Origin of the sequence: Aeromonas sp. 604282, assembly GCF_049170575.1 — a bacterium.
GTDB classification, from domain to species: Bacteria; Pseudomonadota; Gammaproteobacteria; order Enterobacterales; family Aeromonadaceae; genus Aeromonas; species Aeromonas veronii_A.
The window spans coordinates 1-22,215 of the sequence record NZ_JAAKMV010000022.1 but is presented as its reverse complement, the minus strand read 5'-3'; the positions used below and the strand labels follow the sequence as shown (position 1 = coordinate 22,215).

Here is a 22,215-nt window from a genome sequence, read left to right as displayed (position 1 = left end):
ATGCCCTACCGTCTGCTCTACAACCTGCTGATCCATCTGGGATTGCCACTGGCGCTGCTGGCCCTCTACAAGCCGAAGAAAGGCAAGCCCGGCTTTGGCAAGCGCTGGGCCGAGCATCTCGGGCGGCTGCCCGCCACCGGACAGGAGGCGCCGCTCTGGATCCATGCGGTGAGCGTGGGAGAGACGCTGGCCATCACGCCGCTCATTCGTGCCCTCAAGGCGGAGCGGCCCGATCTGCCGATCCTGCTCACCACCACCACCCGCACCGGCGCCGATCAGGCTGCCAAGCTGGGGGATCTGGTGATCCATCGCTACGCGCCGCTCGACTACCCCTGGGCCATTGCCGCCTTTCTCGACACCTTCAAGCCGCGCGCGCTCTGGGTGATGGAGACCGAGTTGTGGCCGAACTGGCTGGCCGCCTGTGAGGCGCGCCACCTGCCGGTGACCATCATCAATGCCCGCCTCTCCGAGCGATCCTGCCAGCGCTATGCCCGCTTCCACGGCGCCTTCGATGCCCTGAGCCGGCCGCTGACCCATCTGCTCTGTCAGCATCAGGATGACGCCGACCGCTTCGCCCGCCTCGGCATCGATCGTTCGCGGCTGGCGGTGACCGGCTCCATCAAGTTTGATATCCAGTTTGGTGACGAGGTGCAGGCCAAGGGGCGTGCCCTGCGCCAGCAGCTGGGGGCGGAGCGGCCGGTCTGGATCGCCGCCAGCACCCATCTGGGTGAGGACGAGCAGGTGCTGGCCGCCTTCGATCTGCTGCTCAAACGCCATCCCGACGCGCTGCTCATTCTGGTGCCGCGCCACCCCGAGCGGTTCGACCGGGTGGCCGAGCTGTGCGCCCCTTATGGCTGCGTGCGGCGCACTGGTGGTGCTGCTGTGAGTGCCGGGGAGAAGGTCTATCTTGGCGATACCATGGGCGAGCTGCCGCTGATGCTGGTGGCGGCCGATGTGGCCTTCGTCGGCGGCAGTCTGGTGAAGATCGGCGGTCACAACCTGCTGGAACCGGCGGCCCTCGGCAAGCCTTGCCTGACCGGCCCTGCCTACTTCAACTTCAGCGACATTACCCGCCAGCTGGTGGCTCAGGGGGGCGCCGCCATCGTGGCCGATGCCGCCGAGCTGGGCGAGCGGGTGAGCCAGCTGTTTGCCGACGAGAGCGCCCGCCGCGAGATGGGGGAGCAGGCCCGCGCCGTGGTGCTGCGCAATCAGGGGGCGCTGGCGCGTACCCTCTCGCACTGCCTGACCGCACTGGAGAACGACTGAACCCATAATGAGCATCGTACTGGCTCTCGATTTTCAACTGCAAAGCGCCAAAGCAGCTGATCCCCGTTTCACACGTCATCAAAGAGGCAACCATGTTCAAGGCTCTGTTACTGGAAAACCAAGACGGCAAGACTGTTCCAACCCTGACCCGACTGACCGAGAGCCAGTTGCCGGAAGGTGAGGTTCGGGTGGCCGTTGCCTACAGCTCCATCAACTACAAGGACGGGCTGGCCATCACCGGCAAGGGCAAGATTGTACGTCAGTGGCCGCTGGTGCCCGGCATCGACTTCGCCGGTACAGTGCAGGAATCTGCCGACAGCCGCTATCAGCCCGGCGACAAGGTGGTGCTGACCGGTTGGGGTGTGGGTGAAGGCCACTGGGGCGGCATGGCCGAACAGGCTCGGGTCAAGGGTGACTGGCTGGTGCCGTTGCCCGCCGGGCTGGATGAGCGCCAGGTCATGTGCATCGGTACCGCCGGTCTCACCGCCATGCTCTGCGTGTTGGCGCTGGAAGAGGCGGGTATTACTCCGGATAGCGGCGAGGTGCTGGTCACCGGCGCTGCAGGCGGCGTGGGCTCCACCTCGGTTGCCCTGCTGGCTGCCCTTGGTTATCAGGTGGCGGCGCTGACTGGTCGTCCCGAAGAGCAGGGAGCCATGCTGACTGCGCTGGGTGCCAGCCGCATCGTGCCGCGCAGCGAACTGCTTGTGCCCGCCAAGCCGCTGGAGAAGCAGCTGTGGGCCGCTGCCATCGATACCGTTGGCAGTCAGGTGCTGGCCAAGCTGTTGGCCCAGATGAACTATGGCGGCGCCGTGGCGGCCTGTGGGTTGGCGGGCGGTTTTGATCTGCCGACCAGTGTGATGCCCTTCATCCTGCGCAACGTACGGTTGCAGGGGGTCGATTCGGTGATGTGCCCGTTTGAACGTCGTCAACTGGCGTGGCAGCGACTGGCACGGGATCTGCCTGCCAGCTTCTTCGCACAGGCGGTTACCGAGATTGGGCTGGAGCAGGTAGTGGAGGCTGCCGAGGCCATCACGCAAGGCCAGATCGCCGGCCGCACCTTGGTCAAACTTTGAACTCCCTCTGACTGGCGAGCCCGACAATTCCGGATAAAATTGGAGTGCGGGTGAACTATCCAAGGAGAGTGAAGATGGGTGGACACAAGCCGGATTACGACTCCTCTGATGATGATTGGGAGCCGGATTCCTGGGAGGAAGAGCTGGATCAGTGGGAAGAAGAAGGCTGGCAGGACGATGATCCCTTCGATGACCCCTTCAACAACCCGTGATCCATAGCATTGAATGAACAGGCGGGCATTGTGCCCGCCTGATTTTTTGCCGCGCTCACACGGTTGAGTGTTCGCCCTTGGTCAGGGGCAGGCTGCTGGGTAGAATGAACTGCCCAAACGACGCTCAAGGATGACTATGCGACTCACCATCATATTGTTGGCTGCCCTGCTGGGTGGCTGTGTCTCCAACGATGATCCCTGCGAGAAGGTGTGGAGTGAGGTGGGGGAGGCAGATGGCAAGCTGGGCTTCACCGCCGAGCGGGTCGAGTTCCATCAGGGCCAGTGCGGCAAAAAGGTGGACACCGAACTGTGGGAGCAGGGACGCCAGAAGGGGTTGGCATGGTATTGCCGCCCCGAGCATCTCTATCTGGCCGGCCGCTCAGGCGAGGAGTATCGCGGAGTCTGCCCGAATGATATCCAGGCGCGCAGATTGTTCGAGCAGGGGCGTCAGGGGTGGACTGATCAATAACGCCCTGACAGGGAGGGGCGTTACTCCTCTTTCAAGCGCAGCGGTTGGCAGAGATAACCCTTGTCATTGGCACTGCGGGCGCACTTTCCGCAGACAAACTTGGGTTTGCGGACTATCTTTCGCAACGCCTTGAGATCGGCTGGGATCTCGTGACGGCGCCATTCACACAGGGTTTTGCTGCCCATAACGACTACCTCTACGACTCGACGGCCGTATTGTAATCGATTTTCATTTCGAGTGAACCGGCAAAACTCGCTTATTGGTTGATATGCCAATAAGCGATTGTTTCGGGAGGGATTACTGGTAAAGGAACTTGGTGAAGATGAGTTCGCGTACTGCTTTCTTGCCAGTCTCTCGGACCAGCAGTTCGTTGACCTTGGTCTCGCACTCCTTGCGCAGCTCTTCGCGGCTGACCAGGGATTTTATCTGCTCGGCACTCTTGCTGCCCATCAAGCGAATGATGGTATCGCGGATGAGCGGGTCATGCTGCTCCAACAGCTTGAGGTCGGCCTCGTTCTCGGCCATCAGCTCCACCGTAACCCGGACATAACCGAGGGTTTTGCCATTGCTCAGGTAGTTGGTGATGATGTCGGGGTCGAGCGCATGATAGGAGAAACCGGGTTTGGCTGCGCCCTCTGCGCCCTCTGCGGGTGGCTCTTCTTCGGATGAGGCTTGTACATGCAGCGCACCACAGCTCAGTAACAACACCAGCAGAATTTTGAAGATCTTCATATAGATGGCTCATCAGCAAGAGATAACCCATTTTTGATGTTGCCATCGGGGCCGTCAAGCACGGATGTTCTTACATTTCGCTATTGATTTACGGATAATAAACCGGATTTTAACCTGAACACGGAAATCTCTGGATGGTGAAGCTGTGAAGTCCGAGTTGACTGTTCCTCTCACGCCATTAAGCGGGTGGCTGGCCCCCGAATGTTGTGAATTGCCCGCCAGCTTGCGCCCCTGGCTGCTGGAGCCCGGCTCCATGACCCTGCGTCTGCGTCTGCACAATCGCCACTTTTCGGTGGAGTGGCTGGGCAATCACCCGGTCGCCCTTACTGCCGATGAGCAGTGGCTGGTGGATTCGGCATCGCCGGTCGGTACCTGCCGCGAGGTGATCCTGCATGGGGATCGTGGGCCCGCCGTGCTGGGCTGGACCCTGTTTGCCGATGACGCGCTGCAAGGGAGCGGCATTGCCGAGCTTGGCGAGCAGCCGCTGGGTGAACGGGTATTTGGCCATGAGCCTGCCCGCCGCGATCATCTGCAGCTGGCCCGTTTCGATATTGCCGCCAATCCCCGTTGCCCGGCCGCCACTGTCTGGGGGCGCCGTTCCCGTCTGTTTCTGGGGCAGTGGCCACTGCTGGTGCACGAGCTGTTTCTGCCTTCTCTCGTCTGTGACAAGGAGCTGGAGTGAATCTGTTAACCAAGGAGCGGGGACTTGCCTACATGCAGTTGGCCCGTGTCGACAAACCCATAGGTACTCTGCTGCTGCTGTGGCCAACCCTGTGGGCGCTCTGGCTGGCCGCTGGTGGCCTGCCCAATCTCTGGGTGCTGACCGTGTTTGTGGTCGGCGTCTTTCTGATGCGCTCGGCAGGGTGCGTGATCAACGATTATGCGGATCGCAACTTCGATGGCCACGTCAAACGCACCGCTGGTCGCCCCTTGCCCACGGGTAGAGTCAAGCCGTGGGAGGTGTTGGCGCTCTTCTTCGTGCTGGCGCTTATTTCGTTTGGTCTGGTGCTGACCATGAATCCGCTCACCATCGGCCTGTCGTTTGTCGCCCTGCTGCTGGCGGTGAGTTACCCCTTCATGAAGCGCTTTATCTCGAACCCCCAGCTGGTGCTCGGGATGGCCTTCTCCTGGTCGATCCCGATGGCCTATGCGGCGCAGGCGGATGCCCTGCCGCTGGTGGCCTGGCTGCTCTTCTTTGCCAATCTGCTCTGGACCGTGGCTTACGACACCCAGTACGCCATGGTGGATCGGGATGACGACCTCAAGATCGGCCTCAAATCCAGCGCCATCCTGTTTGGTCGTTACGACAAACGGATCATCGGCGCACTGCAACTCTCGACGCTGCTGCTGTTGCTGGCGGTCGGGCAGCTGATGACGCTGGGGGGCTGGTATTACTGGGGATTGCTGGGAGCGGCGGTGCTGTTTGTCTATCAGCAGCGGCTTATTCGCGAGCGGCAGCGGGAAGCCTGCTTCCAGGCGTTTCTCAACAACAACTATGTGGGGGCGCTGGTGTTTGCCGGTCTGGTGCTCGATTACCTGCTGGCGTGACATGTTCCCGCGCAGACTCCGATAAAAAAGAAGGCCGCATGATGCGGCCTTCTTTGTTTGCGTTGCTGATTAGAGCTGATTGCCTGCCTGAATGGTGCGGCGGATCTTGTTGCTCAGCAGCGGCACTATGTTGTCGGCCAGCGCCTGGAAGCGGCCGAGATCCGGCTTGCACTCGGGAGAGAGGTAACCCTCCTTGCGCAAGGTGTGGATCAGGGTGCTGAACAGCTTCTGGTCGAAGAACTCGGGGGCGTTGATGCCGTGCAGGGTGCCGAGGCGCTCTGCCATCATCAGGCCGTCCGCTTCCAGTTGTTCCGCCTCGATATGAGGCTGGGCCAGTACCCGGGTCAGCACGATGGCGTAGCGTTGCAGGGTCTCCTGAATGCTCTCCGCCAATAGCAGCAGGCGCATCTGGTTGGCCGGATTGACCCAGTAGCCGTTATCGCGGGTTTCGATCAGTTGCTGGGTCTGCAGCGCGTCGAGCAGGCTGTCGACCAGCGCCGGCAGCTCCTCCTCTTCATAACGCAGGAACAGCTCGGTCTTGAGCAGCGGGTAGATGTCAATGCAGCGGGCCATGATCTCGCTGCGGGAGATCCCCTCGCACCGTTCGATCAACGCCGCCACCAGAGAGGGCATGGCGAACAGGTGGAGGATGTTGTTGCGGTAGTAGGTCAGCAGGATCGCCTGATAGCGGTCGAGACTGATGATCTGCCCCAGCTTGTCCTCGCTCACCTCGAACTTGTTGAGCTCCATCGCCTGATCCAGCAGGGTCTTGGCATCCTCATCCGGCATGGTGCTCTGCGGGCTGTAGGGCACCGCCTTGAGCAGATCCAGATAGGTGTTGAGCTGGGCCTGCAACTCGTCGCGGGTCAGGGCGTGGCGTTCGGCGGCCAGCAGCGCCAGCGCACTCAGGGTCAGGCCGTTGACCGCGGCCGCGCCGTTGATGCGGGTCATCAGCAGTTCGGCCAGATTGTTGACAGTGCCTGCCATCCACTCCGGACGCTCCTCTTCCCCGATGTGCTTTTTCCAGTCGGGGATATGTTCGCTCAGGTAGCTGTTGAGGGTCAGCGGTTCGCCGAAGTTGACGAAACCACGGCCGTAGTTGCGCAGCTTGCGCAGGATGCCGAGCACCTGCAGGAAGCTCTCCTTCTCCTTGCGGCTCCCCTTGAGCTCGTTGTGGTAGGTGTTCACCTCCATCACGTGCTCGTAACCGAGATAGACGGGCACCAGAGTGACTGGCCTGTCCAGTCCGCGCATCATCGCTTGCAGGGTCATCGCCAGCATGCCGGTCTTGGGCGGCAGCAGACGGCCGGTACGGGAGCGGCCACCCTCGGTGAAGAACTCCACCGAGTATCCCTTGGCAAACAGCAGGTTGAGGTATTCACGAAATACCGTGCTGTAGAGCGGGTTGCCCTTGAAGGTGCGGCGAATGAAGAAGGCGCCGCCGTGGCGGAAGATGGGGCCCGCCGGCCAGAAGTTGAGGTTGATGCCTGCCGCGATGTGGGGCGGCACCATCCCCTGGTGGTAGATGACGTAGGAGAGCAGCAGGTAGTCCATGTGGCTGCGGTGGCAGGGAACGTAGACGATCTCGTGCCCTTCCTGCGCCAACTGGCGCACCTTCTCGGCGCCATTGACCGACAAACCGCGGTAGAGTTTGTTCCACAGCCAGCCGAGGAAGCTCTCGCCTAGGCGGATCAGCCGGTAAGAGAAGTTGGAGGCGATCTCGTCCATGTAGCCATGGGCGCGCTTTTGCGCCTTCTCGAGGCTGATCCCCTCGCGCTGGGCCTCCTCTTCAATCGCCTGCTGGATCACCGCGGAATCGAGCAACTGCTTGAACAGCAGGTTGCGGTTCGGCAGTTTCGGGCCAGTGGCGGCCAGCTGCTGGCGGCTGAAGTGGGTACGGGCCACTCGTGCCAGCTTGTGGGCGATGGCCTCGTCGGTGCCGTGCTTGTCGGCCATGTAGCGCAGGGAGAGCGGCGGCGAGAAGCGCACCAGATTTTCGCGACCCTTGAGGATCACGATAAGTGCCTTCTTCAGCCGGTTCGGCGCCAGGCTGCTGATGATGTTGAGGCCGGAGGCTTCTTCCCCTTCCCGACCCGGAGCGCGGCCCCAGAACAGGGTGACGGGCACCACCTGGATATCCAGCTCGGGATCCTGCTTGTGCAGATCCAGCAGCTGGTGGAACTCCTGCAGGAAGGGGAGCGGTTTGCTGCGTTTGCCAAACAGGGGAGGCGGACGATCCAGACAGACATAGCGCGGCAGCAGCTGGCCGTTGAGCTCCAGCGGCGTGAAGGGGCCGGGCAGACCGAGATCCTCGCAGCACTGCTGCAGGGTCATCAGGTCGGTGATCGAACTGGTTTTCAGGGCATAGACGATGGGTCTGGCCGGATCCAGATTGAGTTCTGTGATGGGATTTTCCGGCAGGCTCTTGTGATTGACCAAGCCGCTGACCGGCCATTGCAAGATGGCTCTGGAAATCTTCTGTCCTAGGGACATGTGCGTCTGCTCTCCAAAAAAATGCGGCGTGAGCATAGCAAATCGACAGCCCCTTGTCGCCGAGAGGTACGATGAGTCGGCTGCGCAGGATCAAAACAGTAGTAAATGAGGGGTTGGTCGCGACAAATGTCAGCTGCGCCTTGCCTTGGCCACTGCACTGTATATACTGCCAGTGTGCTGTATAAAAAGACAGGTGCCAATTCTATGAAACCCCTTACCCCCCGCCAGGCCGAAGTGCTGGAGCTGATCAAGGTGAACATGAGCGAGACCGGTATGCCGCCGACTCGTGCCGAGATTGCCCAGAAGCTTGGTTTCAAGTCGGCCAATGCGGCCGAAGAACATCTGAAGGCCCTGGCCAAAAAAGGGGTCATCGAGATCATGCCGGGCACGTCCCGCGGCATTCGCCTGTTGCTCGAAGAGGAAGAGGTGCTGGAAGAGAGCGGCCTGCCGCTCATCGGCAAGGTGGCTGCCGGTGAACCCATCCTGGCTCAGGAGCATATCGAGAGCCACTATCAGGTGGATCCCGCCCTGTTCCACCCGCGCGCTGATTTTCTGCTGCGGGTGCAGGGGATGAGCATGAAGAACATCGGCATTCTGGATGGCGATCTGCTGGCGGTGCACAAGACCCAGGAGGTGCGCAACGGTCAGGTGGTAGTTGCCCGTCTCGATGAGGATGTCACCGTCAAGCGCTTCCAGCGCAAGGGCAGTCAGGTATGGCTGCTTCCGGAAAATGAAGAGCTCTCCCCCATCGAGGTGGACCTCTCCTGCCAGCAGCTCACCATCGAAGGGCTGGCGGTCGGGGTGATCCGCAACGCCGACTGGATGTAATCATCCCCGCCAACTGCGTTTGCCACACGGCCTCCTTCGGGAGGTCGTGCTGTTTCTGGCGCACTTTCCCTGTCATATCAAACAGATCATCGGCGGCGGTATTTTTGTCCTGCGCGACCTTCTACCAATCATCCATTTCAGATATATGCTCAGATCAGTGCCCTGTCGCCGAGACAAGGCTTGGCACCTCCCTCTGACCATCACAATGCGCCGGGACGGGAGGGCCGGTAACAACGAGAATAGGGCAGTACACCTTCACGGGATATGAAGGGGGAGTGGGGAGATCCCAAGTCTTGTCGGGCAGAGGGGACCACTCTGTAGTCGTTGCAGATAGTCGTGACAGGCCTGTTCCCAGTTCAGGCCGACGAAGCAACATGACCTGTCGGTCAGGAGGACTGGTATGGCATCAAGATCGCCATGGGATTCAGAGGCTGGGGCTGCGCCAGCGGAATCGTCAATCACCCGTTTCGTCAAAGGTAGCCGGATGACCTGGTTTTACGGTCTCTGGCTGCACCATCGTGGTTCGCACTGGACGCTCTGGCTGGGATGTCCGAAAGAGAAGGTGGTGCGACTGGTGCTGCTGTTCAAGCGTGGTCATGGTGATCGCCAGGGGGAAGAGGGCTGGCTGGCCCCCGTGATTCCCATCGGCGTGCGGGCCATCGGCAAGATGTTGCAGCAGGGGCGCAACGCTCGCCCCTGAGCTGAAAGTGCAAACAAATTGACTATAACCGGCACCCGAGGGGGCCGGTTTTTTTTATGGCTGAAATTGGCGCTCAATCGTGCCACATGGTCGACTCCCGAGAGGGTGCTGCACAAGGTTGACCCACCTTGGCGGTTCGCTGGGGTACAATGTCCCCTCTTGTCCGGTCACTGCTGGCCATCTGCCTCGAACTGAAAGGGTCTCTTGTTATGATGAAGCTCCGCTATCCCCTGCTGTTTCTGCTGCTGACAGGCTGCCTGATCCTGGTGTTCTATGCCACGCAGCCAGAGCAGCCGGAACAGGCCGATTATTATCCGGCGGGGCGGGACATCAACGATTTTGCCTTTACCGATGCGGACAACCAGCCGTTCACCCCTGCCAACCTGAAGGGGCACTGGACCTTCCTGTTCGTCGGCTACACCTTCTGCCCCGATATCTGCCCCACCACCCTGGCAGATATGCGTTCCGTCTATGACCAGCTGAAGAAGATGGCGCCCGACAGTCAGGTGGTGTTTATCTCGGCGGATCCCCAGCGTGACGACATTCCACGCCTCAAGACCTATACCGCCTTCTTCAATACCGAGTTCAAGGCGGCCACCGCCCCCCACGACAAGCTGTTCCCGTTCGTGCGCAATCTGGGGCTGGTCTACTCCATCGCCAATCAGGGGGAGAAGGATTATCTGATCGATCACTCCGCCTCCATCGTGCTCATCAATCCCAAGGGCAAGCTGCAGGCGGTGTTCCGCCCGCAGGTGGCGCCGGGTCAGGTGCCCAGGGTGCAGATGGCCACCATGCTCTCTGACTTCGCCCGCATCCTGAAGCTGACAGGCGACTGAGCGTGACCCCAGCTGTTGCCCCCTGGTGGCGAGATCCCTCTCGCCACCGCGCTGTTTTTGCGCTCGCCCTGCCCATGGTTTTCTCCAATATCACTACCCCCTTGCTGGGGCTGGTGGACACCTGGGTGATCGGTCATCTCGGTCAGGCCTGGTTTCTGGGGGGCGTTTCGGTTGGTGCGACCCTGATCAACCTCATCTTCTGGTTGCTCGGTTTTTTGCGGATGTCGACCACCGGACTGACGGCGCAGGCGCACGGCGCCGCCGACGGTCGTGCCCAGCTCGATACCCTGCTGCGGGCGCTGGGGCTGGCCATTGCTCTTGGCCTGGCGCTGCTGTTGTTGCTCTTCCCCCTGTTGCCACGGTTGATCGCCCTGAGTGGCGGCTCGCCCGAGGTGCAGCTTTATGCGGGCCAATATGTGGCGGTGCGGATCTGGAGCGCCCCGGCGGCGCTCTGCAATCTGGTGGTCATGGGCTGGCTGTTGGGGATGCAGGATGCCCGCAGCCCCATGGTGATGTTGATCCTCACCAATCTGGTCAATATGGCGCTCGATGCCCTGTTTGTGCTGGGGCTCGGCTGGCAGGTGCGGGGTGTGGCGGCGGCCTCGGTCATGGCGGACTACTGCGCGCTGGCGGTCGGGATCTGGCTGGTACGCCGTCAGCTGCGGCAACTGGCGCCGACGGTGTGGCAGGATGGTTGGCAGCGCTGGCGGCAGCTTGCGCCCATGGTGCGGTTGCTCGGCCTCAACCGCGATATCTTCCTGCGCTCCCTCTGTTTGCAGCTCTGTTTCGCCTTCATGACTCTGCAAGGGGCACGACTGGGGGATGTGGCGGTGGCCGCCAATGCGGTGCTGCTCAACTTCCTGATGCTCATCTCCTACGGACTCGATGGTTTTGCCTATGCGGTGGAGGCCATGGTAGGGCGAGCCATCGGTCAGCGGGATCGGCAGAAACTGCGGGAGGTCATCGTGCTCAATCTGGGCTGGGCCGCCCTCATTGCCAGTGGTTTTACCCTGGTGTTTGCCCTCTTCGGTGCCCACCTTATCGGCTATATCACCGACATTCCGGCCGTGGTGGCGGAGGCAAATCGTCAGCTTCCCTGGCTGATCGCCATGCCCTTGCTGGCGGTCTGGTGCTTCCTGCTGGATGGCGTATTTATCGGGGCGACCCGGGCCCGGGAGATGCGCAACAGCATGTTGCTGGCCGCGTTTGGCGGCTTCTTCCCGATCTGGTGGCTCTGTCAGTCGTGGGGCGTGGCCGCGCTATGGGCGGCGATGGCGGCGCTGATGGTGGGGCGCGGTCTGTCGCTGGGGGTCACTTGCTGGCGGCTGGAGCGCAGCGGGCATCTGCTCGACGCCCGCCACTGATCATCGGTGGCGCTTACATGGCACCGTCGTAGCCGAGCTGGCGCCAGCTCTCGTAGACAAAGACAGACACCGCGTTGGAGAGGTTCATGCTGCGGCTCTGGGGCACCATAGGGATGCGCAGCCGCTGCTCGAACGGCAGACTCTCGATGATCTCGGTGGGCAGGCCGCGACTCTCCGGGCCAAACAGCAGGGCGTCGCCAAGGGCATACTGGGCCGCCGAGTGTGCGGTGCGGCCCTTGGTGGTGCAGGCGAACACCCGCTTGGGCGCCACGGCGGCCAGAAAGGCCTCATAGCTCGGCCAGCGCTTCACCTCGGCAAACTCGTGATAGTCGAGTCCCGCCCGTTTTACCCGCTTGTCATCCCACTCAAATCCCAGCGGCTCGATCAGATGGAGCCGGTAACCGGTATTGGCGCAAAGCCGGATGATATTGCCGGTGTTGGGCGGAATTTCCGGCTGGTAGAGGACGATATCGAGCATGACGAGCTCCTGCAAAGAGGTGTAAAGCCAAGAAGGGGCGCCAGCATACCCAGCGCCCGTCCGGATGAAAAGGATCAGGCGATGGGCAGCTTGATCGTGATGGTCAGTCCGGTTGGATGATTGCTGCTGGCCGTAATGGTGCCGCCGTGACGCTGGATCGCCTCCGATGCGATAGCCAGTCCCAGCCCGGTGCCACCGGTCTTGGCGTTGCGGGCATCATCGACCCGGAAGAAGGGTTGGAACAGCAATATCTGCTGTTCGTCGGGGACGCCGGGCCCGTCATCACGAATAGTCATCACCCACTCCTGCCCATCCCGATACCATTCAACCTTGATGAACTCGCGGGCATACTTGAGGGCGTTGCGCAGGGGGTTTTCCACCGCCCGGGCCAGCAGCTCGGGCCACATCTGGATCGACTCGGCGGGCAGCGGTGGCAACCTGAGCTGCTTGCCGCTCTGGTTCGCCTCAAACATCGCATCTTCGAGGATGGGCTCCAGTAGATCGGCCAGCGGCTGCACGATAGGGGCCTCAACATGCTGTTGCACCCGCGACAGATCGAGCAGGTCACCGATCAGCTTGTCCAGCCGCCCAATCTCCGATTCGATCCGCGCCAGCTCGGCGCTATCCCCCTGTTTGCGGCGGATCAGCGCTTGCGCCAACTGCATCCGGGTGAGGGGGCTGCGCAGCTCGTGGGAGATATCGGAAAGCAGCTGTTTCTGCTTCTGGATCATGCTCTTGAGCGTCTCTACCATGCGGCTGACGTTATCCGCCAGCTGACCGATCTCATCGCCCCGTCCCAAGTTGGGGATCTGCACCTCCAGATTGCCGGCCGCCAGTTGGGAGACTGACTTTTGCAATTGCAGGATGGGACGGGTCAACCGCCAGGCGAGCAGCAGGCAGAGCGGGGTGCTGACCAGCATTGAGATGCCCAGAATGCGGATCGGGTGATCCAGCACCTGAATGAACAGGAACAGATAGGGATTCTCGGCATTGAGGCCGAAATAGACGTGGTAGCGATGGCCGCGGTGCTCCATCAGGAAAGGCCCTGCGATCGCCTTGCGATCCTCGTTGCCCAGCATGGGTTTGGCCGGGTCGTCGGCGTCCACCATGAAGCGAACCACAAACTTGCGCGGATGGGTGGTGGACTGGATCTGGCCCCTCTCGTCGCGCAGGTAGACATTGTCCACCGGGAGCATGGCGATCTTGTCCATCGTTTTGGCCAGATCGAAATCCTGATCCGGATCGGCAGCGTTGAGCAGGGCCTGCACATTTTTCTGCATTCGCACTGCCTCATGGGTCGGCAGCGGGATCTGGTTGCGAGGATCCAGAGTGGGCAGGCTGATCACGGCGGCCAGCATCACCAGCAGCATGAACCAGAACCAGAGGAAGATATGGGTCGATATGCCGTTGAGGGAGCTGGTACTCTTTATTCTTGCTCTAGCCACAGGTAACCGCGCCCCCGTACGGTTTTGAAGCGGGGCTGGCCATCACTGCGCTCCGGCAACTTTTTGCGCAGGTTGCTCAGGTGCATGTCGATGGCCCGATCGAAGGGCTCCAGCTTCTTGCCAAGCACCTGTTCGGAGAGGTGGCTCTTGCTGACGATCTGGCCAGGATTGCGCAACAGGCACTCCAGCAGTCCGAACTCGGTGGCTGTCAGCTCCAGCAGCTGTTCGCCGCAGCGGGCTTGCTGCAGGCCGGGTTGCAGCACTATATCCATGAAGTGCACTTCGTCGGAGGAGCTGCCACGCTGGGGCGGGGCACTCTGGGTGCGGCGCAGGATGGCGCGAACCCGGGCCAGCAGCTCCCGATCGTCGAATGGCTTGGCCAGATAGTCGTCGGCTCCGGCCTCCAGACCGTTGACCCGATCCTGGCTGTCGCCACGAGCGGTCAACATCAGCACCGGGGTTTCATGGGTTTTGCGCAGCTTGGTCAGCATGGCAAAGCCGTTGAGTTTTGGCATCATTACATCCAGCAGCACCAGATCGAAGCCCTGCTCCGCCAGCCGTTGCAGCCCCTCTTCACCATCCTCGGCGACCGTGACCTGAAATCCTTCCAGGGTCAGAATTTCGGTGAGCAGCTGGGTCAATTCAAGATCGTCGTCGACCAGGAGTATTCTGTTCATCGCTTCTTGTTCCACTGATTTTCGCGCCAAATCGACGCCGGGGTCAGGGTATAATAAGTTTTTCATCGTCAGAGGAAAGCCGGTTTTGAGCCATCAACAATATTCCCGTTGGGTAACCTTTGCCAGCATGGCGGCGGTTACCACTGCAACCTTGCTGATCACCGGCAAGCTGATCGCCTGGTTGATGACCGATTCGTCGACCCTGCTGGCGTCGCTCACCGACTCTTTCATGGATGTGAGTGCCTCCATCATCAACCTGCTGGCCATTCGCTATGCGCTGGCCCCGGCCGATGATGAACACCGCTTCGGTCACGGCAAAGCGGAGTCTCTGGCGGGGCTGATCCAGTCGGCCTTTATCTCCGGCTCCGCCCTGCTGCTGGTGATGCACGGCATCTCCTCCCTGCTCAAACAGGCACCTATTGAACGGTTAGAGGCGGGTCTCTGGGTTAGTGGCGGTTCCATTGTGCTGACCCTGCTGCTGGTCAGTTTCCAGAGTTTCGTTATTCGCAAGACCAACAGCGTGGCCATCAAGGCGGACATGTTGCACTACCGCTCCGATCTGCTGCTCAACGCCGGTGTCTTGCTGGCGCTGGTGCTGGCGGGACAGGGGTGGTACTGGGCTGACGGCCTGTTTGCCATCCTGATCGGGTTGCTCCTGCTGTGGGGGGCGGGACATATCGGCTACGAGTCGGTGCAGGCCCTGCTCGATCGTCAGTTGCCAGCGGAAGAACAAGCGAGAATAATGGCCCTCTGCTGTGCCGTAGAAGGGGTACACGGCGTTCATGACCTGCGTACCCGTCAATCCGGGCCGACCCGATTCGTACAGTTGCATCTGGAACTGGATGATCAGATCCCCCTGGTCAAGGCCCATCAGATCGCCGATGAAGCCGAACTGGCGGTACGCCAGGCATTCGAGCGGATGGATGTCATCATCCACATGGACCCCATCTCGGTGCTGACAAAAGAACAACAGAGCCCTCACCCAGAACAACAGTAGGCTGCAACATGGATGAACTGGTTGCCAAAACCTGGCACAAAATTCAGCAAGAAGCGGAGTGCATGGCGGCCCAGGAGCCGATGCTGGCCAGCTTCTTCCACTCCACCATTCTCAATCACAAGAATCTGCGTTCGGCGCTGAGCTTCCAGCTGGCCAACAAACTCGACAGCGCCACCATGCCCGCCATCGCCCTGCGCGAGGTGATCGAGCTGGCCCTGCGCAGCGAGCCCGAGCTGCTGACGGTAGTGGCGGCCGACATCTGCGCCGTGCAGGAGCGCGATCCTGCGGTCGACCTCTTCTCCACCCCGCTGCTCTACCTCAAGGGGTTCCATGCCCTGCAGGGGTATCGGGTCGCCAACTGGCTGTGGCGGCAGGGGCGCCGCTCGCTGGCCCTCTATCTGCAAAACCAGATCTCGGTGGTGTTCGGGGTGGATGTGCACCCGGCCGCCCGCATCGGCAAGGGGATCATGTTCGACCACGCCACCGGCATAGTGGTGGGCGAGACGGCAGTGATTGAAGATGATGTCTCCATCCTGCAGAGCGTGACCCTCGGTGGTACCGGCAAGGAGAGCGGCGATCGCCATCCCAAGATCCGCGAAGGGGTGATGATAGGGGCGGGCGCCAAGGTGCTCGGCAATATCGAAGTGGGCGTGGGCGCCAAAATTGGTGCGGGCAGCGTGGTGATCAACCCGGTGCCGCCTCATACCACGGTCGCTGGCGTACCCGCCAAGATCGTCGGCCGTCCGGAGTGCGACAAGCCTTCACTGGATATGGATCAGTGTCTCTGATCTCCCGGCCGGAGTAGTCGATGGCCAAACGCTGGTCGGGTTATCTGATTTTAGGGATGTGGCTGCTCAACCTGCTGCATCTCTATCTAGGGCTCTCCCCCTGGCCTGCTGCCATTGCGGCTTGGGGGGCGTCACTGCTCACCTGGCCCTGGCTGGTGGGGGCCGCCAAGCGGCAGGCGCTGGCCTTGTATGGCGCGGCGCTGTTGCTGCTCTTCTTCTCCTGGTGGCAGGGAGCGACCCTCACCGCCGGTGACTGGCTGCTGCCCAACATCAATATGCTCACCATGTTTGCCGCGGTGAGCACCCTCAACCTTGCCACCTCCGGCTTGCTGACCGGCACCACCTCCTGGACCGGACGCAAGGGGCTGTGGAGCACCATGGCCAGCCTCAATCTGCTGGGGGCGGTCATCAACCTCTCGGTGCTGTTTATCATCGGCGATCGCCTGGAGCGCAATGGCACCCTGGAGCGGCGTCAGGTGATGGTGCTGAGCCGGATCTTCTGTGCCGCTGCCTTCTGGTCGCCCTTCTTTGTCGCCATGGCGGTGGCGCTCACCTATGCGCCGGGCTTGCAGCTCTCCCATATTTTGCCGTTCGGGATCCTCGCCGCCTTGCTGGCGATGGGGCTGACTGCCTGGCAGGTGGAGCGGATCGGGGTGGCTGACTTTGCCGGTTATCCGCTGCGGTTGCAGACCCTGGGGTTGCCGGTCACGCTGGCGCTGCTGGTGCTGCTCATCAAGCAGATTTGGCCCCAGCTCGGCATTCTGGCGGTGATCGCGCTGGTGGCCCCGCTGCTGGCGTTGCTCTTTATGCCGAGGGCCGGGCGCAAGGCGGCCCTCAAGCGGCAGGTGGTGGAGCGCTTCCCCGCCATCGGCGGTCAGCTGGTGTTGTTTCTGGGGGCCGGTTTGCTGGCGGCAGGCATCAACAGTGCGCTGTCGGTCATCGATCTCGGCTCCGGTCACGGTCTGCCGCTGTTCAATCACTTTGGCTGGCTCGAAGCATCCCTCACTCTGCTGCTGATCCTGCTGGTGGCCATCGTCGGGGTGCATCCGCTCATCAGTATCTCCGGGCTGGCGCCACTGCTCTGGCCGCTGGCTCCGGATCCCAGCCTGCTCGGTATGTGTTTCCTGCTGGGGTGGGGGCTTGCCACCGGCACCAGTCCGCTCTCCGGATCCAATCTGGCGCTGGCCTCCCGCTACAACCTCAGTGCCGGGCTGATCCTGCGCTGGAACCTGCTCTACGGCCTGCTGATGTATGTGGTCGCCTGTCTGTTGCTGGGGGCTTATATCGCCTTGCATGGATAACGGCGATTCCGTCGAGAGGGTGCAAATGATGCGCGGGCGGCGGGGTCTTTTACGCACGGTTCAGTGTGTTGTCGCGGCTCGGGCGCAGGATGCGAGAAAAATAGACGCATATTTAGACAATACATCTATGGAAGGCGCATTTTACAGCGCACTGGCTTGTTTGTGCCGATGCGCTCGGGGTATGCTGGCTTCACGCGCTTGAATCGCCCTCTGTGGGGCATCGCAATTGAACAAACAGGTATGCATATGTCACTAGAAGTCCTTGAGCAACTCGAATCCAAAGTACAATCCGCTGTCGACAACATCTCCCTGCTGAAGATGGAGCTGGACGAGCTGAAAGAGCAGAACAGCAAGCTGCAAGACGAGAACCATCAGCTGCGCAACGAGCACACTGCATGGCAGGAGCGTCTGCGTGCTCTGCTGGGCAAGATGGATCAGATGGGCGAAACCATCTAATTCATCGCCTTCAGGCAGAATTGAAAACGGGCCGCTCCATGAGCGGCCCGTCTGTTTTTGGCGGGATGGGAATTACAGCGCCAGCAGCTGCTTGACCGTCTTCTCGATGCCGTCTGCCGCTTCGACTATGTTGTTGGCCAGCATGTAGGCGGGGGTGGAGATCACCTTGCGCTCCTGATCCACCACGAATTCGTTGACCGGGCAGTTGAGATGGCTGCCACCCATCGCCTCGATGGCGTTGGCGGTGCCTTCGTCATGGCCGATGGTCGCCAGCGTCCCGGCACCATAGATCAGCGGGATCATGGCGGGCGCGATGCAGATATAGGCGGCCGGTTTGTTGGCTTTGGCAAAGCTCTGGCACGCTTTCAGCACATCGGGCTGGATCTGGCACTCCGCCCCCTTGATAGCGAAGTCGCACAGGTTCTTGGCCGCGCCAAAGCCGCCGGGCACCAGCAGCGCGTCGTAATCGGCCGCATCCAGCTCGGCCACATCCTTTATCTGGCCACGGCAGATGCGGGCCGCTTCGACCAGCACATTGCGGCTCTCCCCCTCGCTCACTTCACCGGTCAGGTGGTTGATGACATGGAGCTGCGCCACGTTCGGGGCGAAGCACTGGACAGCGGCTCCCTGACGGGCCAGCGCCAGCAGGCTGATGACGGCCTCGTGGATTTCGGCCCCGTCAAATACGCCGCAGCCACTCAAAATCACGGCCACTTTTTTCATGGCAAACTCCTCGTTGTTGAAAATGTGAGCCAGGATGGATTGTTGTACTTTTGTATGGTTATCGCTCGCCCTCCGCTGGTCAAGTCATCTTGCTGTGCTAGGATTGTTTCGTTTTGGATCCTGCCGTACCTACTCCCTTAAATCTTTTTCCACATTGATCGAGATCATTCCAACTGTCTTGCGATCGGTTTTTGTGATCTCAATATATTGTTTTTAATGGTTTTTTATATTTTTATGCACAGTTTTATCACTGTGTGCTCTGATGCGCCCCATTTTTGAACACAGAGTTATCCACAGATTGAGTCCCTTTATCAGGCGCTGTGTGCTGTTGCTGCGCCCCTTGGTGTGAGGGGGGCCCTGTGGCATCCTAGCGGCTGTTTATCTCTGGCAGGACGATTTCATGGCCCCTAGCAACCCCCTTATTCTGGTCGACGGCTCCTCGTATCTTTACCGCGCCTTCTTCGCCTCCCAGCAGGCTGATCTGCGCACATCGACCGGTTTGCCGAGCGGCGCCGTCCGTGTCATGGCCAACATGATGCGCAGCCTGCGCAAGCAATATCCTGACTGTCATGTGGCCGTGGTGTTTGATGCCAAGGGCAAGACCTTCCGCGACGACATCTATCCCGAGTACAAGGCGACCCGCGCCAGCATGCCGGACGATCTGCGCAGCCAGGTTGCCCCGATCCACCAGATGATCAAGGCGATGGGTTTCCCCTTCCTGATGGTGGAGGGGGTTGAAGCCGACGATGTGATCGGCACCCTGGCCCGCCAGGCGACCGAGAAGCAGCTGCCGGTGCTGATCAGCACCGGTGACAAGGATATGGCACAGCTGGTCTCCGACCATGTCACCCTGATCGACACCATGAAAGATGTGAAGACCGATCGGGAAGGGGTGATCGAGAAGTTCGGCGTACCGCCCGAGCTCATCATCGACTATCTGGCCCTGATGGGTGACAAGGTCGACAACATTCCCGGCATGACCGGTGTCGGCGAGAAGACCGCACTGGCCCTGCTGCAGGGGATTGGCAGCATCGACGAGATTGCCGCCAATCTGGACAAGGTGGCCGCGCTCGGCTTTCGTGGCTCCAAGGCCTTTGCCGACAAGTTCCGCGAGCAGGAGGAGCAGGTTCGTCTCTCCTATCGACTGGCGACCATCAAGACCGACGTCGAACTGGAACAGAGTCTGGAAGAGCTGTTGCTCAAGCCGGTCGACAAGGAGTCCCTGCTGGCGGTCTATCGCGAATACGAACTGCGCAACCTGATCAAGGAGCTGGAATCCGGTGGTGAAGAGGGGAGCGAGAGCGCCGGACAGGGCGACGCTGGCGATGAGAGCGCCGCTCCGGTTGCCGCCATCGAAACCGACTACCGCTGCATTCTGGACGAAGCCGAGTTTGACGGTTGGCTGGAACAGTTGAAAGCGGCACCGCTGTTTGCCTTCGATACCGAAACCACCAGTCTCGACTATATGGAGGCGCGGATCGTCGGCGTCTCCTTCGCGGTTGAGCCGGGCAAGGCTGCTTATGTGCCGTTTGGCCATGACTATCTGGGGGCACCGTTACAGCTGAGCGAGGCTGTGGTGTTGGGCAAGCTCAAACCGCTGCTGGAAGATCCGACCCGTCTCAAGGTGGGGCAGAATCTCAAGTACGATCGCAACGTGCTGCTCAACCACGACATCGACCTGCAGGGCATTGCCTACGACACCATGCTCGAGTCCTATGTGCTCAACTCCACCGCCAGCCGCCACGACATGGATTCGCTGGCCAAGCGTTACCTCGGGGTCGAGACCACCTCCTTTGAAGATATTGCGGGCAAAGGGGTGAAACAGCTCACCTTTAACCAGATCGAGCTGGAGCAGGCCGCTCCCTATGCGGCGGAAGATGCCGATATCACCCTGCGTCTGCACCAGACCCTGTGGGGTCAGCTGGAGGCCGTGCCTGGCCTCGCCAAGGTATTCAGCGAGATCGAGCTGCCGCTGCTGCCGGTATTGGCACGGATGGAGTTGCTCGGCACCACCATCGATCCCAAGCTGCTGCACCAGCAGAGTCAGGAGATCGAGCTGCGGTTGGCGGAGCTGGAGAAGCAGGCTCACGAGCTGGCCGGGCAGGAGTTCAACCTCTCCTCGCCCAAGCAGCTTGGGGAGATCCTCTTCACCAAGCTGGGCCTGCCGATCATCAAAAAGACGCCGAAGGGTGCGCCATCCACCGCAGAAGAGGTGCTGGCCGAGCTGGCGGAGACCTACGAGCTGCCGCAGCTGCTGATGGAGCACCGTGGGCTGGCCAAGCTCAAGTCCACTTACACCGACAAGTTGCCGCTGATGATCAAGCCCCGGACCGGGCGGGTGCACACCTCCTATCATCAGGCGGTAGCGGCTACGGGCCGTTTGTCATCATCTGATCCCAACCTGCAGAACATCCCGGTGCGCAACGAGCAAGGGCGCCGGATCCGGCAGGCCTTCATCCCGAGCGCCGGTTACAAGCTGGTGGCGGCGGACTACTCCCAGATCGAGCTGCGCATCATGGCGCACCTCTCCGGTGACAAGGGGTTGCTGACCGCTTTTGCCGAGGGCAAGGACATCCACAAGGCGACTGCCGCCGAGGTGTTCGGCGTGGCGCTCGATGCGGTCACCACCGATATGCGCCGCAGCGCCAAGGCGATCAACTTCGGCCTTATCTACGGCATGAGCGCCTTCGGTCTGGCCAAGCAGTTGGGGATCGGTCGTGCCGAAGCGCAGAAGTACATGGATCTCTACTTCGAACGCTACCCGGGCGTGCTGGAGTATATGGAGCGCACCCGCCAGCAGGCGGAAGCCCAGGGGTATGTCGAGACCCTGTTCGGTCGTCGCCTCTATCTGCCGGATATCAAGTCCCGCAACGCCGGTCTGCGCAAGGCGGCCGAACGTGCCGCTATCAACGCCCCGATGCAGGGCACGGCAGCCGATATCATCAAGCGCGCCATGATCAACGTGGACAGCTGGATCCGCGGTATCGAGGATGAGTCGATCCGGATGCTGATGCAGGTACACGATGAACTGGTGTTCGAGATCCGCGAAGAGAAGCTGGAGGAGTACACCGCCATCATCAAGGAGAAGATGTCGGCCGCAGCCGAACTGCATGTGCCGCTGCTGGTTGAAGCGGGTACCGGCGACAACTGGGATCAGGCCCACTGATTTCCGGTCAGCCGTTCTGCACTGCTACATAGCTATATAAGAAGCGAAGCCCGGCATCATGCCGGGCTTCCTGTTTCTGCCAGCCCTATCAGGTCTCTTGCAGATACTCATCCTTGAGCAGCACATAATTGTCCGCTGAGGTTTTGAGAAAGGCGATCTCGGCGGGCTTGAGCGGGCGAGCCTGTTTGACGGGATTACCTATATATAGAAAGCCCGACTCGAGTCGCTTGCCCGGTGGCACCAGCGAACCTGCGCCGATCATCACATCATCTTCCACCACGACGCCATCAAGCAGAATGGCACCCATGCCGACCAGCACCCGGTTGCCGATGGTGCAGCCGTGCAGCATTGCCTTGTGACCCACAGTGACATCTTCACCGATCAGCAGCGGATAACCGGTCGGGTTGCTGGCGCTCTTGCGGGTCAGGTGCAATACGGTGCCGTCCTGAATATTGCTACGGGCGCCGATGCGGATATGGTTCACATCCCCCCGTGCCGCCACCATGGGCCAGATACTGGCGTCGTCGGCCAGTTCGATATCGCCCACCAGTGTCGCGCAGGGGTCTACATACACCCGTTTGCCCAGTTGCGGGCGTTTTCCCTTGTAGGGTCTCAGTCGCAAGTCCATCTTGGCCTCCTTGTTTTCGGCCATTCTAGCAATCT

23 protein-coding genes are annotated in these 22,215 nt (G+C 60.9%); 15 read left to right on the top strand and 8 right to left on the bottom strand.

The features are described 5' to 3' along the window. The 4 genes from waaA (at position 1) to G5367_RS19675 (ending at position 3,020) form a co-directional block, all read left to right on the top strand. Positions 1–1,266 (top strand): lipid IV(A) 3-deoxy-D-manno-octulosonic acid transferase, encoded by a 1,266-nt coding sequence (gene waaA, locus G5367_RS19690; protein ID WP_421245063.1) that lies wholly within the window; start codon positions 1–3, stop codon positions 1,264–1,266. A 92-nt stretch (positions 1,267–1,358) separates the two neighbouring features. Next, positions 1,359–2,339 (top strand): MDR family oxidoreductase, encoded by a 981-nt coding sequence (locus G5367_RS19685; RefSeq protein ID WP_421245064.1) that lies wholly within the window; start codon positions 1,359–1,361, stop codon positions 2,337–2,339. 74 nt (positions 2,340–2,413) lie between these two features. Then, positions 2,414–2,551: a hypothetical protein gene (locus tag G5367_RS19680; RefSeq protein ID WP_216952376.1), complete on the top strand. Its 138-nt coding sequence runs from the start codon at positions 2,414–2,416 to the stop codon at positions 2,549–2,551. 136 nt (positions 2,552–2,687) lie between these two features. After that, complete coding sequence (locus G5367_RS19675; RefSeq protein WP_042061170.1) at positions 2,688–3,020, top strand: DUF2799 domain-containing protein; 333 nt, start codon at positions 2,688–2,690, stop codon at positions 3,018–3,020. 20 nt (positions 3,021–3,040) lie between these two features. Here the strand turns inward: G5367_RS19675 and G5367_RS19670 are convergent, their stop codons facing one another. Beyond that, entirely contained in the window at positions 3,041–3,205 is a 165-nt protein-coding gene (locus G5367_RS19670; RefSeq protein ID WP_421245065.1) for a hypothetical protein, read from the bottom strand. Between the two features lie 112 nt (positions 3,206–3,317). Next, complete coding sequence (locus G5367_RS19665; protein ID WP_421245066.1) at positions 3,318–3,752, bottom strand: flagellar basal body-associated FliL family protein; 435 nt, start codon at positions 3,750–3,752, stop codon at positions 3,318–3,320. Between the two features lie 145 nt (positions 3,753–3,897). Between G5367_RS19665 and G5367_RS19660 the strand changes: the two genes are divergently transcribed. Together G5367_RS19660 and ubiA are read left to right on the top strand one after the other, a co-directional pair. Further along, entirely contained in the window at positions 3,898–4,434 is a 537-nt protein-coding gene (locus tag G5367_RS19660; RefSeq protein WP_421245067.1) for a chorismate--pyruvate lyase family protein, read from the top strand. After that, positions 4,431–5,300: a 4-hydroxybenzoate octaprenyltransferase gene (ubiA, locus tag G5367_RS19655; RefSeq protein ID WP_005339536.1), complete on the top strand. Its 870-nt coding sequence runs from the start codon at positions 4,431–4,433 to the stop codon at positions 5,298–5,300. The genes G5367_RS19660 and ubiA overlap by 4 nt, the downstream gene beginning before the upstream one ends. 69 nt (positions 5,301–5,369) lie before the next feature. On the opposite strand, the gene plsB is transcribed toward ubiA, so the two are convergent. After that, a complete protein-coding gene (gene plsB, locus G5367_RS19650; protein WP_421245068.1) occupies positions 5,370–7,793 on the bottom strand; it encodes a glycerol-3-phosphate 1-O-acyltransferase PlsB in 2,424 nt (807 codons plus the stop codon). 204 nt (positions 7,794–7,997) lie between these two features. On the opposite strand from plsB, the gene lexA reads away from it, so the two are divergent. The 4 genes from lexA (at position 7,998) to dinF (ending at position 11,521) form a co-directional block, all read left to right on the top strand. Next, positions 7,998–8,621 (top strand): transcriptional repressor LexA, encoded by a 624-nt coding sequence (gene lexA, locus G5367_RS19645; protein ID WP_005339540.1) that lies wholly within the window; start codon positions 7,998–8,000, stop codon positions 8,619–8,621. 484 nt (positions 8,622–9,105) lie between these two features. Further along, positions 9,106–9,321, top strand: a complete 216-nt coding sequence (locus tag G5367_RS19640) for a hypothetical protein (RefSeq protein WP_019446524.1) — start codon at positions 9,106–9,108, stop codon at positions 9,319–9,321. A gap of 209 nt (positions 9,322–9,530) precedes the next feature. Next, complete coding sequence (locus tag G5367_RS19635) at positions 9,531–10,157, top strand: SCO family protein (RefSeq protein WP_421294908.1); 627 nt, start codon at positions 9,531–9,533, stop codon at positions 10,155–10,157. A 2-nt stretch (positions 10,158–10,159) separates the two neighbouring features. After that, positions 10,160–11,521 (top strand): MATE family efflux transporter DinF, encoded by a 1,362-nt coding sequence (gene dinF, locus G5367_RS19630; RefSeq protein ID WP_323894265.1) that lies wholly within the window; start codon positions 10,160–10,162, stop codon positions 11,519–11,521. A gap of 13 nt (positions 11,522–11,534) precedes the next feature. Here the strand turns inward: dinF and trmL are convergent, their stop codons facing one another. From trmL to G5367_RS19615, 3 genes are all read right to left on the bottom strand, one after another. Next, positions 11,535–11,999 carry a tRNA (uridine(34)/cytosine(34)/5-carboxymethylaminomethyluridine(34)-2'-O)-methyltransferase TrmL gene (gene trmL, locus G5367_RS19625; RefSeq protein WP_266135680.1) on the bottom strand — a complete coding sequence of 155 codons (465 nt, stop codon included), beginning with the start codon at positions 11,997–11,999 and terminating at the stop codon, positions 11,535–11,537. 74 nt (positions 12,000–12,073) lie between these two features. Then, a complete protein-coding gene (locus G5367_RS19620) occupies positions 12,074–13,444 on the bottom strand; it encodes an ATP-binding protein (protein ID WP_409012620.1) in 1,371 nt (456 codons plus the stop codon). Beyond that, positions 13,426–14,121, bottom strand: coding sequence for a response regulator (locus G5367_RS19615; RefSeq protein ID WP_216979855.1), 696 nt, complete (start codon positions 14,119–14,121; stop codon positions 13,426–13,428). Before G5367_RS19615 ends, G5367_RS19620 begins: the two co-directional genes overlap by 19 nt. A gap of 85 nt (positions 14,122–14,206) precedes the next feature. Between G5367_RS19615 and G5367_RS19610 the strand changes: the two genes are divergently transcribed. The 4 genes from G5367_RS19610 to G5367_RS19595 all read left to right on the top strand — a co-directional run bounded on the left by G5367_RS19610 (position 14,207) and on the right by G5367_RS19595 (position 17,663). Further along, positions 14,207–15,118: a cation diffusion facilitator family transporter gene (locus tag G5367_RS19610; RefSeq protein WP_337073808.1), complete on the top strand. Its 912-nt coding sequence runs from the start codon at positions 14,207–14,209 to the stop codon at positions 15,116–15,118. Positions 15,119–15,126: 8 nt separating this feature from the next. Further along, on the top strand, positions 15,127–15,906 hold the full coding sequence (gene cysE / locus G5367_RS19605) for a serine O-acetyltransferase (RefSeq protein ID WP_005339552.1): 780 nt from the start codon (positions 15,127–15,129) through the stop codon (positions 15,904–15,906). Positions 15,907–15,926: 20 nt separating this feature from the next. After that, positions 15,927–17,207: a hypothetical protein gene (locus G5367_RS19600; protein ID WP_279464017.1), complete on the top strand. Its 1,281-nt coding sequence runs from the start codon at positions 15,927–15,929 to the stop codon at positions 17,205–17,207. A 246-nt stretch (positions 17,208–17,453) separates the two neighbouring features. Next, positions 17,454–17,663, top strand: a complete 210-nt coding sequence (locus G5367_RS19595; RefSeq protein WP_005339554.1) for a cell division protein ZapB — start codon at positions 17,454–17,456, stop codon at positions 17,661–17,663. Positions 17,664–17,735: 72 nt separating this feature from the next. Here the strand turns inward: G5367_RS19595 and elbB are convergent, their stop codons facing one another. Further along, on the bottom strand, positions 17,736–18,386 hold the full coding sequence (elbB, locus tag G5367_RS19590) for an isoprenoid biosynthesis glyoxalase ElbB (protein WP_005339556.1): 651 nt from the start codon (positions 18,384–18,386) through the stop codon (positions 17,736–17,738). 400 nt (positions 18,387–18,786) lie between these two features. On the opposite strand from elbB, the gene polA reads away from it, so the two are divergent. Then, positions 18,787–21,552, top strand: a complete 2,766-nt coding sequence (gene polA, locus G5367_RS19585; RefSeq protein ID WP_421245071.1) for a DNA polymerase I — start codon at positions 18,787–18,789, stop codon at positions 21,550–21,552. A gap of 88 nt (positions 21,553–21,640) precedes the next feature. Here the strand turns inward: polA and G5367_RS19580 are convergent, their stop codons facing one another. Continuing rightward, on the bottom strand, positions 21,641–22,180 hold the full coding sequence (locus G5367_RS19580) for a gamma carbonic anhydrase family protein (RefSeq protein WP_108541386.1): 540 nt from the start codon (positions 22,178–22,180) through the stop codon (positions 21,641–21,643). Between the last annotated feature and the right edge of the window lie 35 nt (positions 22,181–22,215).